The 15,803-nt window shown below is 70.4% G+C and carries 15 protein-coding genes; 12 read left to right on the top strand and 3 right to left on the bottom strand.

Annotated elements, in window-relative coordinates; all coding sequences use genetic code 11:
- Window positions 1-36 precede the first annotated feature (36 nt).
- Both LPT13_RS02055 and LPT13_RS02060 read left to right on the top strand, forming a co-directional pair.
- Window positions 37-876, top strand: a complete 840-nt coding sequence (locus LPT13_RS02055; protein WP_242162984.1) for a trigger factor — start codon at window positions 37-39, stop codon at window positions 874-876.
- Window positions 877-1,087: 211 nt separating this feature from the next.
- Complete coding sequence (locus LPT13_RS02060; RefSeq protein WP_242162986.1) at window positions 1,088-1,873, top strand: arylamine N-acetyltransferase family protein; 786 nt, start codon at window positions 1,088-1,090, stop codon at window positions 1,871-1,873.
- 164 nt (window positions 1,874-2,037) lie between these two features.
- Here the strand turns inward: LPT13_RS02060 and LPT13_RS02065 are convergent, their stop codons facing one another.
- Complete coding sequence (locus tag LPT13_RS02065) at window positions 2,038-2,193, bottom strand: hypothetical protein (RefSeq protein WP_242162988.1); 156 nt, start codon at window positions 2,191-2,193, stop codon at window positions 2,038-2,040.
- Between the two features lie 351 nt (window positions 2,194-2,544).
- Between LPT13_RS02065 and LPT13_RS02070 the strand changes: the two genes are divergently transcribed.
- The 7 genes from LPT13_RS02070 (at window position 2,545) to LPT13_RS02100 (ending at window position 9,788) form a co-directional block, all read left to right on the top strand.
- Window positions 2,545-3,909: a Y-family DNA polymerase gene (locus LPT13_RS02070; protein ID WP_242162990.1), complete on the top strand. Its 1,365-nt coding sequence runs from the start codon at window positions 2,545-2,547 to the stop codon at window positions 3,907-3,909.
- A 280-nt stretch (window positions 3,910-4,189) separates the two neighbouring features.
- The gene (locus LPT13_RS02075; RefSeq protein WP_242162992.1) at window positions 4,190-4,621 is read left to right on the top strand and encodes a YolD-like family protein; all 432 of its coding nucleotides are present in this window, start codon (window positions 4,190-4,192) and stop codon (window positions 4,619-4,621) included.
- Between the two features lie 505 nt (window positions 4,622-5,126).
- Window positions 5,127-5,699, top strand: coding sequence for a PadR family transcriptional regulator (locus tag LPT13_RS02080; RefSeq protein WP_242162994.1), 573 nt, complete (start codon window positions 5,127-5,129; stop codon window positions 5,697-5,699).
- Between the two features lie 171 nt (window positions 5,700-5,870).
- Window positions 5,871-6,494: a DUF1700 domain-containing protein gene (locus LPT13_RS02085; protein WP_242162995.1), complete on the top strand. Its 624-nt coding sequence runs from the start codon at window positions 5,871-5,873 to the stop codon at window positions 6,492-6,494.
- A gap of 218 nt (window positions 6,495-6,712) precedes the next feature.
- The gene (locus tag LPT13_RS02090; protein ID WP_242162997.1) at window positions 6,713-7,006 is read left to right on the top strand and encodes a hypothetical protein; all 294 of its coding nucleotides are present in this window, start codon (window positions 6,713-6,715) and stop codon (window positions 7,004-7,006) included.
- Window positions 7,007-7,222: 216 nt separating this feature from the next.
- Window positions 7,223-7,714 (top strand): nitrous oxide-stimulated promoter family protein, encoded by a 492-nt coding sequence (locus LPT13_RS02095; RefSeq protein ID WP_242162999.1) that lies wholly within the window; start codon window positions 7,223-7,225, stop codon window positions 7,712-7,714.
- A 439-nt stretch (window positions 7,715-8,153) separates the two neighbouring features.
- The gene (locus tag LPT13_RS02100) at window positions 8,154-9,788 is read left to right on the top strand and encodes an ATP-grasp domain-containing protein (RefSeq protein ID WP_242163002.1); all 1,635 of its coding nucleotides are present in this window, start codon (window positions 8,154-8,156) and stop codon (window positions 9,786-9,788) included.
- Window positions 9,789-9,869: 81 nt separating this feature from the next.
- Here the strand turns inward: LPT13_RS02100 and LPT13_RS02105 are convergent, their stop codons facing one another.
- Both LPT13_RS02105 and LPT13_RS02110 read right to left on the bottom strand, forming a co-directional pair.
- The gene (locus LPT13_RS02105; RefSeq protein WP_242163004.1) at window positions 9,870-10,985 is read right to left on the bottom strand and encodes a helix-turn-helix transcriptional regulator; all 1,116 of its coding nucleotides are present in this window, start codon (window positions 10,983-10,985) and stop codon (window positions 9,870-9,872) included.
- A 282-nt stretch (window positions 10,986-11,267) separates the two neighbouring features.
- Window positions 11,268-12,152: a methionyl aminopeptidase gene (locus tag LPT13_RS02110; RefSeq protein WP_242163006.1), complete on the bottom strand. Its 885-nt coding sequence runs from the start codon at window positions 12,150-12,152 to the stop codon at window positions 11,268-11,270.
- A 253-nt stretch (window positions 12,153-12,405) separates the two neighbouring features.
- Here LPT13_RS02110 and LPT13_RS02115 point away from each other — a divergent pair, with 253 nt between their 5' ends.
- The 3 genes from LPT13_RS02115 (at window position 12,406) to LPT13_RS02125 (ending at window position 15,495) form a co-directional block, all read left to right on the top strand.
- Window positions 12,406-12,954 carry a GntR family transcriptional regulator gene (locus LPT13_RS02115; RefSeq protein WP_242163008.1) on the top strand — a complete coding sequence of 183 codons (549 nt, stop codon included), beginning with the start codon at window positions 12,406-12,408 and terminating at the stop codon, window positions 12,952-12,954.
- A gap of 9 nt (window positions 12,955-12,963) precedes the next feature.
- Window positions 12,964-14,106 carry a DUF1648 domain-containing protein gene (locus LPT13_RS02120; RefSeq protein WP_242163010.1) on the top strand — a complete coding sequence of 381 codons (1,143 nt, stop codon included), beginning with the start codon at window positions 12,964-12,966 and terminating at the stop codon, window positions 14,104-14,106.
- A 96-nt stretch (window positions 14,107-14,202) separates the two neighbouring features.
- Window positions 14,203-15,495, top strand: a complete 1,293-nt coding sequence (locus tag LPT13_RS02125; protein WP_242163012.1) for an MFS transporter — start codon at window positions 14,203-14,205, stop codon at window positions 15,493-15,495.
- Window positions 15,496-15,803: the final 308 nt, after the last annotated feature.

Below are 15,803 nucleotides of genomic sequence, written 5' to 3' on the forward strand. Positions count from 1 at the left end.
TTCCCCGGTATCACTTCCCTCGAGAAAGGAACGAACATGAGCACCTACACCCTGACCTCCTACGAGCCCGTCGAGTTGGAGCTCCCCAAGCCCCAGGTGCCGCCTACCCTGGTGGACGCGCAGATCGCGAAGATGCTGGAGCCGATGGCCGAGTACCACGAGGTGGCCGACGACCGCGGCGTGCTGCCCGGCGACTTCCTCGTGGTCACCACCCACGACCCGGCGCTCGACGGCAACCCCGCGCGCAACTTCCAGATGGAGCACTCCGTCTACCACGTGGGCGCTGGCGAGATGCCCAAGACCTTCGACGACGAGCTGATCGGCGCGAAGGCGGGCGAGACGCGGCAGGTGGAGGCCGCCATCAAGATGCCGCTGGCGGCGCAGGGGAGCGCGTCGGCGCTGACCATGGGCGTGGACGTCGAGAAGATCCTGTACTGCGTGACGCCGGAGCTCACCGACGAGCTGGTGGCCGAGCACTTCGCGCCGGCCACGACGGTCGAGGAGTTCCGCGAGGGCGTGGCCCGGCAGTTCGGCCTGCCCGACATGGCCAAGGACGACCCGAGCTTCCCCGATCTGGTGCTCGATGAGCTGGCCAAGCGCCTGGTGGAGGAGCCCGACCCGGCCGACGCCCTGCCCGGCATGCCCGCCGACGCCCTGCGCATCACCTGCGCCATCGACGCTCTGGCCGACCACCTGGGAATCGAGCTGGACGACGACGCCATCATCGCCCAGATGCCCGGCGACGACCTCGAGCAGCGCATCAAGATCTACGAGCAGCTGAAGGACCAGGGCATGACCGCCGAGGCTGAGGTCTTCGCTCGCCGCGAGGCCGCCCTCTCCTGGCTGGTGAACCACTCCAAGGTGTCCTACCGCTAGCGCTGGCGGGGGGGGGTGAGGCTTCGCCGCCCCCCCCCGCGCGGCGGGTGTGGCGCGCCCACAGCGCACGCCGTGCACCGCCGTGTGCAAGCACGCCCGCCGGCGCTCGCCGTGCGCACCGCACTCGCCACATGCAGGTGCGCCCGCTGCGCTCGCAACGCCTGCCGCGTGCCACGCCCGCCCGTGGCGGATTCTCCTCGAAAGGCCCTTTATGCTCACTGGCTCGCAGATCACCGACTACCTCGCGCGCATCGGCGTCGAGGGGCGTCCCGCGCCGACGGCCGCCAACCTGGCGATGCTGATGGAGCGCCACCTCACGAGCGTCCCCTTCGAGACGGTGGGGCTCTGCCGTGCCGGGCGCGCGCCCGACCTGCGCCTCTCCGCGCTCTTCGACAAGATGGTGCGCCGGCGCCGCGGCGGCTACTGCTTCGAGCTCAACAAGCTCTTCGAGGCGCTGCTCATGGCGCTCGGTTACGATGCGCGCCCGTGCCTCAGCCGTTCGGCCGACGTGCCCGGCCAGCGCGACCCGATCAACCACCGGGGGCTGTTGGTGGCGCTGGACGGCGACCTGCTCCTGGCCGACGTCGGCTATGGCGGCCCTGCGCCGGCCGCCCCGCTGCGCCTGGCGCCCGTGGGCCCGCAGCTCGCGGCGGGCGCGTGGTTCGAGGCCGTACCGCTCGACGCGTGCTGGTGGCGCGTCGACCGCTTCCGCCCGGACGCCGCGGGGGAGGAGCCCGGCGAGCGCCTGGGGGTGCTGGAGCTGTGCGTCGCGCGCGTGGAGGACGCCGACTTCGAGGCGCTTAGCCTGGCGTGCTCGCAGCCGGGGACGGAGTTCCGCGACCAGGAGATGGCGAACCTGCGCACCGCGTCGGGCCACGTGTCCCTCACGGGCGACCGCCTCGTCATCCGCGAGGGCGCGACGCGTCGCCAGCTCGATCTGGCCGATGCCGATCGCGCCGCCGCCCTGCGCGACTTCTTCGGCCTCGTCTACGACTAGGGCCAGAAGCGGCTGCGGCGCGCTGGCGGCGCTTGGCGCGGGTGTCGGGCGAGGTGCCTGGCATCCGCGCCGTACGTCCCGTCGCAGCCAGCATCAGGGCGCCAGACGCGAGGGGCCCGGCGGACGATAGCCGCGCCGGGCCCCTCGCGTCGTGCCGCTCGTGCCTAGTGCATCTCGGAGGCGGTGCGGTCGAACTCACCGACGCGCACCTCGCCGCCCTCGCCCTCAACGGCCTTCTGCGCCGCCGCGGCGGCCTTCTCGTCGGCGGCGGCCATCTCGGCGTCGATACGCTCCTGAGCCTTCTTCGCTGCTTCGTCCATGATCCTGTATCTTCCTGTGCCTGCGCCGGGTGGCGCGTGGGATGTTCCGTGGCGGCCGGGCCCTGGCCGCGCAACCCATTCTAGGGTGGGATCCGCATGCGAAGAGGGTGCTACCGCGGTTGTTCCCCAGGGGCACCCGCCGGGTGAATCATCTGTAACATACGAGGTCAGAGCCTCTTTTTGAGACACTATCATGGCGATTCGCCTTCAGCGGCACGCCGGGCTTCTTCATTTTGAGAAAGACGCCTTGCTGTCCTGCATTCATCCCACGCAGGCGTTTTTCTTTCTTATTCACGAACTTATGTTCTTATGCGATGCCTTTCCATCCCATGCCGTGGTATAGTAGCCCACATGACGAAGCAACGAACATATGTGTGCATCGATCTGAAGAGCTTCTACGCCTCGGTGGAGTGCGTCGACCGTGGGCTCGACCCCCTGACCGAGAACCTGGTGGTGGCCGACCCGGAGCGCTCGGGCACCACCATCTGCCTGGCCATCACGCCGGCGATGAAGGCGCTCGGCATCCCCAACCGCTGTCGCCTCCACGAGATCCCGCCGGGAGTCAAGTACGAGGTGGCCGTGCCGCGCATGCGCACCTATATGAAGGTGTCGGCTGACATCTACGGCATCTACCTGCGTTACGTGTCGCCCGATGACGTGCACGTCTACTCCATCGACGAGTGCTTCATCGACGCCACGCCCTATCTGACGCTCTACCATATGACCGCGCGCGAGTTCGCCGTCACGCTGATGGAGGCCGTGCGCGCCGAGACGGGTATCCTCGCCACCGCCGGCATCGGCACCAACCTGTTCCTCGCCAAGGTGGCGCTCGACGTGACGGCCAAGCACGCCGACGACTTCATCGGCTTTCTGGATGAGGACGAGTTCCGCCGCCTCATCTGGCGCCATCGCCCCATCACCGACATCTGGAACATCGGCCCCGGCATCGCCCGGCGCCTGGCCAAGTACCGCGTGTTCGATCTCAAGGGCGTCACCGAGATGGATCCCGACGTGCTCTACAAGGAGTTCGGCGTCAACGCCGAGTACCTCATCGACCACGCCTGGGGCCTCGAGCCGTGCACCATCGCCGAGATCAAGGCCTACCGCCCCGAGAGCGCCTCGATCATGAACGGGCAGATCCTCCCCGGCGCCTACTCCTATGACGAAGCGCGCATCGTCCTGCGCGAGATGGTGGATGCCTCGGTGCTCGACCTGGTGGAGAAGCGCCTGGTCACCAACCACATCTCGCTCATGGTGGGCTACGGGTCGGCGCCTCGCGGCAAGGGAGGGGCGCCCGACGTGCCCGGCGAGCCCGGCGCTGCGGGCGCGGTCGAGGTATTCGTCGGCGAGCACGGCGCGCGTCCGGTCGGCGGCCGCTGGGGCGCCGCCGCCCACGCCACCCGCAAGATTCCCGAGCGCACCAGCTCGCTGCGCAAGCTCCAGGGCTACGTGGACGCGCTCTACGAGGAGATCGTCGATCCCTCCAAGGCCATCCGCCGCATCAGCCTGGGTTTCGGCAACCTCGTGGACGAGGACATGGCCACCTACGACCTGCTTACCGATTGGGAGGCCGAGGGCCGCGAGCGCCGCATGCAGGAGGCCGTCCTGGCCGTGAAGCAGAAGTTCGGCAAGAACGCCCTCCTCAAGGGCACCAGCTTCCAGGAAAAGGCCACCGCCCGAGAGCGAAACACCATGGTAGGAGGCCACCGTGCCTAACGCTCCCATTCCGCCAGCCCGCGCTACCGCCCCGGTTGTCGCATCCGCCGCGTCCGCGCGACCCGCCGCGCCTGCGGCCGACGCCCATGCCCCGCGCTCCGCCGTGCCAGTCTGCTCCGCGCCCTCATGCGCTGGCGCGGGCGCGACTGATGCTCTTTCCGCGACGGGTGCGATTGGCGCCTCTATTCCGCACGCCGCCGCGGTTGTCCCCACTGATGCGGCTGGGGTTTGCGCGTCCACTCCCATGCCTGCGCGTGCCAACGCGCCTGCCGGCGTCGGCATGCCCGATGCCCCCGTCTTACGTCCAGTCGCTGTTGTCCCCACCGATGCGGGTGCGGATGAGTTTGAGGCGGGGGAGTGGGGATTCCCCGATGAGGACGTCGCGGCGCCGCGGGTTCTCGGCCGGCCGCACCCCGACCGTGCGCGCCAGTTCGTCCCCTTCGCGGCGCTGCGGGGCTACTACGACCTCGTGCACGAGCGAGAGCGCATCCCCGCGCCCCGCCGCGAGCTCTCCGAGGACGAGGCCCGCGAGCTCAACGCCGTCCTCGCCCAAGCGGATCGCGGTTCCCTGGTGAGCGTCACCTATTACGACGGCGAGGCCTACGTCACCTGCGAGGGTCGCGTCAGCCAGAAGGACGAGATCTACCACGACCTCTGGGTCATCCGAACCCGCATCCCCTTCGCCGCCATCTCCGCCCTCCGCTTCCTCTAGCCTGCCCGCCTACGCCTCGCCCGGCCCCCCGCCTCGTCGCGCGCTTCTGCCGTGCATCTCGCCCGGCGCACACGTCGCCGTGCGCACACCTCGCCCGGCGCACACCTCGCCGTGCGCTTCGCTTGATGCCCTTTTTGCTTTATCTCTCATTTGCTTTTGGCCCATCGTGCCCTCTTTCGGCTATCGCACGGGCGCAAAAATGTTTCACGTGAAACATTCGTTCCCTCGTTTCCATTCCCCTCGCCCCCCCCCCTCCATTTCTGCCGAATGCTGGATGTTTCACGTGAAACGTTTCGGCTCCATCTGTGTCCGCACCCCGCACCCCTTCTCCTTGTTCGCCGCGCATTCTGGTTCCGATGTTGTGCGGGGCTGCCGTGCGGGGCGGGTGCTGGCGGAGTTGGAGCGAAGCGGCGCGAAAATGTTTCACGTGAAACATTTGTTTGGATGATTTCCCACTTGCAGTCATATACTATGTAATATATAGTATATGACGAAGGGAGGTATTATGGATGCTCAGATGAAGCGGGGGTTCCTTGAGGCGTGTGTGTTGGCGACGCTGCGGCGGCGCGAGTCGTACGGCTATCAGATCATCAAGGACGTGCCCGCTAGCCTGGGGCTGACCGAGTCGTCGCTGTATCCGCTGCTCAAGCGGCTGGAGGGCAACGGGATGGTCGCCGAGCGCTCGGCCGAGCACAACGGACGCCTCCGCAAGTACTACCGCATCACCGCGGCGGGGCAGGACAGGCTGCGCGCCTTCCTGGCCGAGCAGGACGAGGTGCGCGGCCTCTACCGCTACGTCGAGGAGTCGATACTCGCGCCGGAGCCGGCGTGCGACGAAGCGACGGACGCGGCAGGTGCCCGCACGGCAGCAGCGCCCGCATTGGAGACGGCGGGCGACGGCGGATCGAAGGCGCCTTCCGCCTTGGCGGCATGCGGTGGATCGGAGGAGCTCGCGCCGCCGTCGGCTTCCGCACCAGCGAGGGCGTCCCGCGGAGCCGGCCCCTCGGGCGCGTCGGCGCGCCAGAGCGCGGCGGGAACAGCCCGATCGGGCGCCATGCTGCGCCCGCAGGGCGCCTAGGAGCGCGAGCGACGGGGTCGCACGCCGTCATCGCTTGCGAGCCATCGCGCTCACGCATGGCGGGTTCCCCGGCGCGGACGCCAACGTAGCAGTGACGCTGACTGCGCGGATGCCGGCGCGGCATCCCGGCGCCATGAAGCGTGAAAGATTTGACGGACGAGGAGGTATCTCGTGGATAAGCAGGAGTTTCTCGATCGGCTGGGCACGCTGCTCGCGTGCCTGCCGGCGGCGCGCGTGGCCGAGTGGCGCGCGTTCTACGCCGAGGCCATCGACGATCGCATGGAGGAGGGCATGACCGAGGAGCAGGCCGTCGCGGCGCTCGGGTCGCCTGGTGCCGTGGCCGATGCCGTCCTCGACGAGATGCCGCCGGTGCCCCGCGCGATGGCGAAGACGCGCCGGCACAGCCGCGTGCTGCTCTGGGTGGCGCTCATCCTGGGCTCGCCCGTGTGGCTGACGCTGCTGCTGGCCTTCGCCGCGGTGGCGCTGGCGGGCTACCTGTGCATCTGGCTGCTCGCCGCGACGCTGTGGCTGATCGCGGGCGCGGGCGTGCTGGCCTGTCCGATCGCCCTGGTCATCGCGCTGGCGGGAGCCCTGACCGGCAACATCCCCTTCGCGCTTGCCTACGCGGGGGAGGGCCTGCTGGCGGCTGCCCTCGGGCTCGCGTGCCTGAGCGCGGCGCTCGCGTCCAGCCGTCGCCTGGCGAGCCTCTCGCGGGCGTGGGCGCGCAAGGCGCTCTCGCCCTTCCGCCGCGAGCGGCCGGCGGCCCCCGAGGTCATGGCCGTGGCCGTGGCGTGAGGGCGCCCGCTGCGCGCCGAGCGGCGCATGGCGGGCGGCGCGTCGCTCCCGGGGCGCCGGGGGCCGGCGGCTCCCGGGCTATGGCTGCGGCGTGGCCGCAGCGCGGGAGGCGCCCTGAGCGCGTCGATTGATGGGTTGCGCTCGGAGTGCGTGGTTGATTCGGTTTGGCGATGTGATGCGACGCGTCCCGTGGTAAGCGGGCGCTTAAGGAGGAGAAGATGGAGAAGGCGCAGAAGATGATGGGCCACGTGGCCGCCATCTTGGCGGCGCTGGGGATTACGCTGATGGCGGCTGGGTTCGCGCTGTCGGGGCTCGATTGGCGCGTGTTCTCGGCGTCCGTCGACCGCGGTGCGGTCACGCTCGGCGGCGTGGAGGTGGAGGATCCGGAAGACGTGCCCCTGCTGGGGCTGCTGGCGACGATGGGGAAGGTGGAGGTCAACGTCCCCGCTGCGCCCGAAGCACCCGTCGCACCCGCCGCGCCAGTCGCGCCCGAGGCACCCGCCGCGCTCTAGACGACCGCAGCGTCCGCTGCGCCAGTCGCGCCCGCCGCGCCCGCGGCACCTGTCGCGCCCACGGCGTCCGTCGCGTCCTAGACGACCGCGCTTGCCGAGGCTCGCGGTTAGGGCTACGTCGGGGAGGCGCCGAGAGGGATGCCGCGAGCGCGGGTTCGCGGTAAGGAGGTCGTGGATATCCTGTGCGTGGCAGCGGGCTATGCTATAGTGTGAACCATGGTTAACAATACTGACACTTCCCGAGATTCCTCCTCTGCCGGCGGCGAGCACGCCCCCGGCGCCGCCTGCCGCGCGTCGTCGGGCGCCCCGGCTATCGCCTCCTGTGCGTCCGTCCCGACCTCGGGCGCTCGCCGCGCATCCGCATCTGCCGATTCCGAGGCCGTCGCCCGGCGCCGTGAGCGCGAGAAGCGCACCATATCGCAGATGGTGGCCATCTACTGCGCCGGCAGCCACGATGCCGCTGTGCGCACCGAGCGCGCCTACTGCGGCGAGCCGGTGTGCCCGGAATGCAAGGCCGTGGACGACTACGCCATCTTGCGCACCGACCGCTGCCGCCAGATGCACACGAAGACCTCCTGCGAGCAGTGCCCCTACCACTGCTATCGCCCCCAAGAACGCGAGCAGATCCGCCAGGTCATGCGCTACGCCGGTCCGCGCATGATGACCAAGCACCCCATCGCCGCCATCCGCCACCTGCTGGGCAGGTAGCGCCGGCCACGTGCCTGCCCGCTGGGGCCTCCCGCTGCGCCTTGGACACTTTTCCATCGCGCGGTGGCAAAAGAAGGAGGTTTGGCATACTGGCGGCTGCCGGGTACGCCGCATTTTCTCGTGTTGACCACGACGAGGGTGTTGTTTGCCCAGGTCGCGGCTTGGTGAGGATCGGGGCATTCTTGCAGCGCAAGGACGAGGCGGCCTTCTTTGTATGCCAAACCTCGATAGATTGCCAGCACGCGGTGGAAAAGTGTCCAAGGCCACCTGTTGGGGAGGTGGCGCTCGTCCGGCTTCGGTGCGCGGCGCCTTCTTGCCGGGTGGGCAACGCTTGGCCTGGGTTTTCGTGCCGTGAGCGCGGCGCGGGACGGCGGGCGCGGCGTGTTGTGGTATACCCGCAGGGTCATCTTTTGCCCTCGAGATCCCCGAAGGAAGCGCCATGGAAGCAGGTCAGAGCAGCAACGCGGCAGGTTGTCCCGCGCAGGCGACGGGTCGCCCCGAGCAGGCGGCGCTCGCAGGGGATGCCCGCGCGGCATCGGCCCCCGCGCAGAGCGGTACGTCAGCGCCCCGCGCGGCGAGCTACGTCGACGAGGCGTCGCCCCTCACTTGCGAGTACCTCGACGTCATCGCCGAGCTCGGCGGGGACGAGGCCGGGCGTCGCGCGGCGTGGCGGCGCATGGGCGAGGGCACCGCGTGGTACCACGGCGCGCCCGTCGCCCTCAACTACGTGCCCCGCGTCTACGGGCCGCGCACCCGCGCCTACCTCGACGCCATCGCGACCAGCATCTACGGCATCCTCGCCAAGGTCATCGAACGCTACCAGGCCGACCCGGCCTTCCGCCGCGAGTTCCGGCTCGACCCGCGCGTGGAGGAGCTCGCGCTGCTGCCCCGCGGCTATGCCGAGCCACTGCCGATGGCGCGCGTCGATCTCATGTTCGACGAGGTCACGGGCGACTTCCGCTTCTGCGAGTTCAACACCGACTCGTCGAGCGGCATGAACGAGACGCGCGAGGCCCTGGCCGCCATCCGCGAGGGCGAGGCGTACCGCCGCTTCGCCGCGCGCCACCAGCTGGAAGACGACGTGGAGCGCCAGTTCGACGGCTGGGTGCGCACGTTCGCCCGCATCTGGGAGTCGCGCGCCGCAGCCGCCCCGGCCGTTCCCGCCGCGCCCTCCGCATCCGCGTCGCCCGCCCCCGCTGGACACGCGGCCGGCGCGCCGGATGCCGCCGCATCCGCCGCGCCCGTTCCCGCCGCCCCCGCCCACCCGCAGGTCGCCATCGTCGCGTGCCTTGACGGCCCGGATCCCGACGCGCGCGAGCTCGAGCGGTTCATCCCCTTGTTCGAACGCGCCGGCTTCGCCTGCTCGGTGTTCGACGTGCGCGAGCTCTCCTTCGACGGCAGCCGCCTCCACGGCAACGCGGCGCTGGCGGGCGAGGGCGATGTCGACATCGACGTCATCTGGCGCTTTTGCATCGTGGTCGACCTGCTCCAGCACTGGGACGAGGTGCAGCCGCTCATCGACGCGCTGCGCCAGCGCAAGGTGGAGATGATCGGCAGCTTCGCCACGCAGATCGCCCACGACAAGCAGCTGTTCGCCGTGCTGCGGCGCCCGGCCGCCCAGGCCCTGCTCACGTCCGCCGAGCGTGCCTTCGTCGAGGCGCACATCCCCCGCACGGCGTTTCTCGACGACCCGGACCTCGACCTGGGCGCCGTGCGCGCCCACCCCGGGCGCTGGGTGCTCAAGCCGACCGACTGGTACGCGAGCAAGAACGTCCAGGCCGGCGCCGAGCACACGCCCGAGGAATGGTCGCGCCTGATCGACGCCGCGCTCGCCCAGGAGGGCGGCTCGCCGTGGATCGTGCAGGAGTTCTTCGCGCCCCAGGCCACGCCGGCCATCCCGCTCTACGGCCGCCCCGGCGACTTCACGGCCGCGCCGCGCCCCTTCGGCAACCTGCTCGGGCTCTACCTGCACGCCGGCCGCTTCGCCGGCTGCTACCTGCGTCAGGGGCCGCACGACGTCATCGGCAGCGCCCGAGACGGCCTGGTCACGCCGGTGCTCTGGACGGAGGCCTAGGCCGTCGCGCCGCCCGGCCTGCGATGCGGCCGCCGCCCGCGATGCGGCGCCCGGCCCGCGATGCGGCGGCCGCCCGCTGCCCTAGGCCGCGGGGTCGTCCCGCACGAAGGTGGAGACGAAGATGCTGGCCACCCCGCACAGCAGGCCGCCGATGACCCACGCCATCCAGAAGTACGGCGTCTGGTACCCGGGCACCAGTAGCATCACGATGCCGGCGACGGTGGCCAGGATCATGATGATGCCGCACAGCCCGCCGGACAGCTGGCTCTTGCGGTGGCGCCGCTCCAGGCGCGCCCGGGCACGTGCGATCTCGACGTCGGAGGCGTCCGGGATGCCCAGGATCTCGCAGATCTGCTCGTCAGTGTACACGCCGCGCAGCTCGGCCGCGCTGGCCTCGCGCACGTACTTCCACGTGTCGCTCTCGGCCAGGGCCTGCTCGCGGCTCGCATTGTAGTTGGCGACGTTCAGCCGCGCGAGCAGCATGCCCGAGCGGATGATCAGCCACGCCGCCGCGGCCACGAGCGCCACGAGGAACCCGCCGGCGATGCCCTCGGCGAAGTCGCCGTGCCCGTCGGCGGGGATCGAGGCCACCACGCCGATGAAGATGAGGGAGATGCCGATGACGATGCTCGCGGTGAGCGAGCGCTGGGCCGCGCGGCGGTCGCCTTCGCTGTAGAAGTCCTGGATGTAGGGATGGCTGCGCTGGAACTCGGTGTGCTGGAACGAGCCGGAGAGGATGAGCCCGACGCCGATGACGATGCCGGCGAACAGCGGGATGAGCCCGAGCGCCTCGAGGCTCGGATCGAAGCGCTCGGCGGCCGTGCCCGTGAAGATGAGCAGCGACACGCCCAGGAGGATGGCGGCGACGCCCGTGGCGATCTTCCGGGCGAAGGCGCGCATGTGCTCGTCGTAGCCGCACACGTCCTGGGGTGGCGCGGCGGCGCTCTCGCGCAGGGCGGCGGCCACGGCCTGGCCGCGCGGGGTGGGGGAGGTGGCGGTCAGGTCGCCCTGCACCAGGTCGTCGAGGGTGCAGTCGAATATCTGGCAGAGCTTGAGCAGCTTGTCCATCTCGGGGTAGGCGCGCTCGGCCTCCCACTTGGTGACGGACTGGCGGCTGACGCCGAGCATCAGCGCCAGCTGCTCCTGGGTCATGGAGTGGGTGGCGCGCAGGTGCTGCAGGTTATCGCGAAAGCTCATGGCGAGTCCTTTCGGGTGATCGGCGGTTGGAAGAGGTTGTCGACGCACCTCACTCTACGGTAGCCGACGCCTCCGATCTACCAACTTGCGGCATCATTTTCAGGCGCCCCGTGGTTGCCAACCCCAGGTCGGGAGCTTATTGCGCGAAAAACCTGGCGGATGCGCCGCGGCGACGGCCCCTCCTGCCCGAACCACCCGGCGCGGCTCGCGAGGGGGGGTGGGAGGTTGCCAGGGGCGGCGCCAGAGGGCCGGCGGAAGCGCGACGGCCCCTCCTGCCTGCGCCTACCAGCTCAGCAGGTCGTAGCCGTCCTCGGTTATCACCAGCTGAACCTCCCACTGGGCGGTGGGCAGGCCGTCGGCGGTGCGGACGGTCCAGCCGTTGGGGTCGCTCATGTCGATGTCAGGCTTGCCCAGGTTGATCATGGGCTCGATGGTGAACATCAGCCCCGGCGCCAGCACCGGGCCGGTGCCCGGCTCGGTCACGAAGCTGACGAACGGGTCCTCGTGGAACTCGATCCCGATGCCGTGGCCGCCGAACTCGCGCACCACGCTGTAGCCGTGGGCCTGGGCGTAGGCGTTCACCGCGGCGCCGATGTCGCCGAGATGCCCCCACGGCTTGACGGCCTTGAGCCCCTCCTCGACGGCCTCCTTCGTCACGCGCACCAGGTCGGCCTTCTCGGGCGGCACGTCGCCGATGCAGAACATGCGCGAGGAATCGGAGTAGTAGCCGTCCAGGATGGTGGAGCAGTCGACGTTGATGATGTCGCCCTCCTTGAGCACCTCGTCCTCGCGGGGGATGCCGTGGCAGACCACCTCGTCGACCGACGTGCAGACGCTCTTGGGGAAGCCCTCGTAGTCGAGCGGCGCGGGGATGGCGCCGTGCTCGACGGTGTAGTCGTGCACCCATCGGTCGATGTCGGCGGTGGTGACGCCGGGCCCGATGCGCTCGGCCACGTAGTCGAGCGCACCGATGTTCACGGCGGCGCTGCGGCGGACGCCCTCGATGTCGGCGGCGGTCTTCAGCAGGCTGCGCTGGGGCACCTCCTCGCCGGCCTCGTAGAGGGCCTGCAGGCGCTCGTCGATGTCGTGGTGGCACTTCTTGTACTTGCGTCCGCTGCCGCACCAGCACTCGTCGTTGCGGCCAGGTTGCGGTTGTCCGTCGTACATGGTTCCTCGAATCTGCCCCTGCGGGCGTTGGTGACGTGGGGCGCCCCGGCGCGGGGGCGCGAATGGCCGACTGCCATACTACCGCAAGTCGAAAGCGAGGGCCCCGTTCCGCCGCCGTCCGGTTGCCTTCCGGACGCGCCGGCGCGCGGCAGGGGAGGGAGGAAGGGGAGGAAGGGAAGCGGCACGCTTGCCGGGGCTCAGTGTTATACTGATGCTATAACAGGTAGAACAGATTCGTGAGAGGGTGGCGGACATGATCCTTCGCATCGATCAGGATTCGCCGGATCCGTTGTACGTGCAGGTGCGCAACCAGGTGGTGGGGGCTATCGCCCGCGGCGAGCTCCTGCCCGGCGACCGCCTGCCGGGGGTGCGTGCCCTCGCGTCTGACCTGGGCATCAACCTGCATACGGTGAACAAGGCCTACGCGGTGCTACGCGACGAGGGCTACCTGCTCATGCGCGGCCGCAGCGGCGCCTTCGTGGCGGACACCGCCCAGGCGGCCTCGGCGGCGCGCCGGGCCGACGCCGAGGCGCACACGGCCGAGGCGCTCCAGGCCCTCGCCCTGGAGTGGCGCGCCCGCGGCGGCGACGAGCCCGCCTTCGTCGCGCTGGCCGCGGCCCAGGCGGCCGCCGTCTTCGGCGACCCGGGCGTCAGCGGCCCGCGTCGCGACGTGGGCGTCCTCGGCCTGGACGCCCGGGGCGATCGTCTCGCTCCTGCCGAGTGCGCCGCCGACGCCGATGCCCCCGCCGGCGCCCCGCTCGCCCCGTCCGACCTCGCCGCGCCCGCCGCGGCCCGCGCCTAGGAGGCTCCCGTGGAGCTCGTCTTCGTCCTCACCCTCGTCGCCTGCATCGTGGCGACCGGCGGCCTTCTGGCCGCCACCCCCTGGCTCATGCGCAAGGACGAGTGCTTCGCGGTCACCGTGCCCGAGGGCGCGCGTCGCGACCCGCGCCTCGTCGCCTTCCGCCGCCGCTACGCCGCGGTCGTGGCCGCCGTCACGGCGGCGAGCGTCGCGGGCTTCTGCGCCGCCCTGGCCGTCTTTCCGGGCGTCTTCGGCAGCGAGCTCGGGCTGGTGGCGCTCGTCACCTTGCCCACCTTCGCGCCCGTCGCCGTGTCCTTCGCGCTCATGCTGCACTTCCGCCGCCGCGTCCAGGCCGTCAAGCGGGCCGAGGGCTGGTCGGCGCCGCGCGCTCAAGCCGTCGCCGTGGTGGCCGAGGATGACCTCCCGCGCGCCCTGCCGCTCGCGTGGAACCTGCTCTACGTACCGGTGGTGCTGGGCACCGTCGCCCTGGGCGTGGCGCTGTGGCCGTCCATCCCCGACATGGTGCCCATGCACGCCGACTTCGCCGGCAACGTCAACCGCTGGGAGCCGAAGAGCGTCGGCAGCGTGTTCTTCCCCGTGCTGGTCCAGCTGTTCATGATCGCGTGCCTCGTGTTCTGCCACTGGTCCATCCTGCGGTCCAAGCGGCCGGCCAGCCCGGGCGCGCCGGTGACCTCCGCGCTGGCCTACGGGCTGTTCGCCCGCGCCGAGAGCGTGCTTCTGCTGGTATCGGGCCTGATCATCACCGTGGCTCTGGGCGTGTCGTTCATGCTTTCGGCCGTCGGGGCCATCACCTTGGGCGGCGCGGCGGTCGTCATCGTGGTGGCGGTGGCGCCCATCCTGGTGGGCTCGGTGGCCATCTCGGTCGTCTACGGCCAGGCCGGCTCGCGCCTGTTCCGCCGCATGGAGGACGCCGGCGCCGCGGGGCCGGGCGCCGTCATGCCCGCGGACGACGACGCGCACTGGAAGCTCGGCATCTTCTACGTGAACCGCGACGACGCGAGCCTGTTCGTCCCCGAGCGCTTCGGCATCGGCTGGACGCTCAACCTGGGCCGCCCCGGCGCCTGGGCCGTCATCGCCGGCTTCGTCGCCGTGACGGCGCTGTTCCTCGTCCTCGTCTTCGTCGCCGTGGGGTAAGGGGAAGGCGTCGCGTCGCTCTCAATATGAGAACCCGGCAACGGCCGGCGGCGCGGGGCTGCCGCGCCGCCGCCGAACCCCTATAATCACTAGGCTATGACCAAGAAATTCGACCCCGGGGTATACCGCGCCATCCTGCGCGTCCGCCAGGCCTACGCCTTTGACGTGGGCGGCTTCCTCATGCGCTTCTACTCCTACATGATGAACATCGGCACCATCACCATGATCACGCTGGCGGGCCGGTCGTTCCTCATCGCGGGGCTCGTGTCGTCGACCATCGCGCTGGCGACGTTCCTCATCTCGCCGCGCATATCCAAGCTCGTCGACGAGCGCGGCCAGCACCGCGTCGTGCCGGCGGCCGCCGCCATCACGCTGGCCGGCTGGGCGGTCATGCTGGCCACCGTCGCCGCGGGCGGGCCCGATGGGCTGCTGTTCGCGGCGGCGGTACTCATGGGCTTCGTGCCCAACCCCCAGGCGCTCACCCGCGCGCGCTGGACCTACCTCATCCGCACCGGCCGCCTGGGCGATGCCGCGCCCGATTTGCGCACCATGTTCTCCTACGAGGGCGTGCTCGACGACGTCGGCTTCATGTTCAGCCCGTCCATATCCATCGCGCTGGCCACGGCGCTGTTCCCGACGGCGGGCCTCCTGGTCGGCGGCATCAGCTTCGCCATCGGCGTGACGGTGCTCACGCTCTCGCGCTCGACCGAGCCCGAGCCCGGCTGGGGCGCCCCCGCCCGCCCCGAGGGCGCCGGCCGCCCCAAGAGCGTCTTCCGCACGTCGGCGGTGGTGCGCGTGCTGTTCCTGCTCATGCTGTTCTTCGGCGCGTTCTTCGGCATCTTCGACACGGCCACGGTGGCCCTGGCCGAGGAGCTGGGCGACCCCACCATCGCCAGCGTCATCCTGGTCATCGCGTCGTTCATGTCGATGATCATGGGGTTTGTGTTCGGGATGATCCGCCTGCGCGCGCCGCAGTACCTCCAGCTGGTGGGCGTCGGCGTGCTCATCGGCTGCGCCTACGGGTCCATGGCGCTCATCGACTCGGTGCAGTCGCTGTTCGTGGTGTCGACGATCGGCGCGCTGTTCTACGGGCCGTTCCTCATCGTGTGCAACGCCGCCTGCGAGCGCTCCGTCCCCGGCGACCGCCTGACCGAGGCCATCACCTGGATGAACGCCGGCAGCACCTGCGGCATGGCCTTCGGGCCGTCGCTCGGCGGCATCGTCATCGACGAGATGGGCGCCGTGGCGTCCTTCGACCTGGGCGCCGTGCTGGCGCTCGCCATCCCCGTGACGCTCGCGCTGTTCTGCCGCCTGCTCAAGCGCGGCATCCGCGAGGACTCCTACACCGAGGTGCTCCGCAAGCCCGCGGGAAAGGCAGGGGAGGAATAGGGAAGGGGGGCGGCGCTCACCAGCCGGAAGCCCAGGTGCGCGCGACACCCTGCCCGCACCGGCACGTCCTCGGCGCGCTTCCGAGGGAGGGCGGGCGACGCGTTCCCACGCGGCGAGCGCCCGCAGGCGGCGGCACCCCCCCCCTTGCGCGCCCGGCCTCGTCCTCCGGCGCTTCCGTCACCAGGTAGCTCATACTTGACCTCTTCGCTCATCCTGTTGCTATAATGTTGCCGATGCCGGGCTCGGCTTGGGTTCGTGCACCTCTGGGGGAGGCGGCGGCCGGGCGGCCCGGGAAGCACCTTGCAAAT

This window comes from Adlercreutzia faecimuris (assembly GCF_022669055.1).
Classification (GTDB): domain Bacteria; phylum Actinomycetota; class Coriobacteriia; order Coriobacteriales; family Eggerthellaceae; genus Enterorhabdus; species Enterorhabdus faecimuris.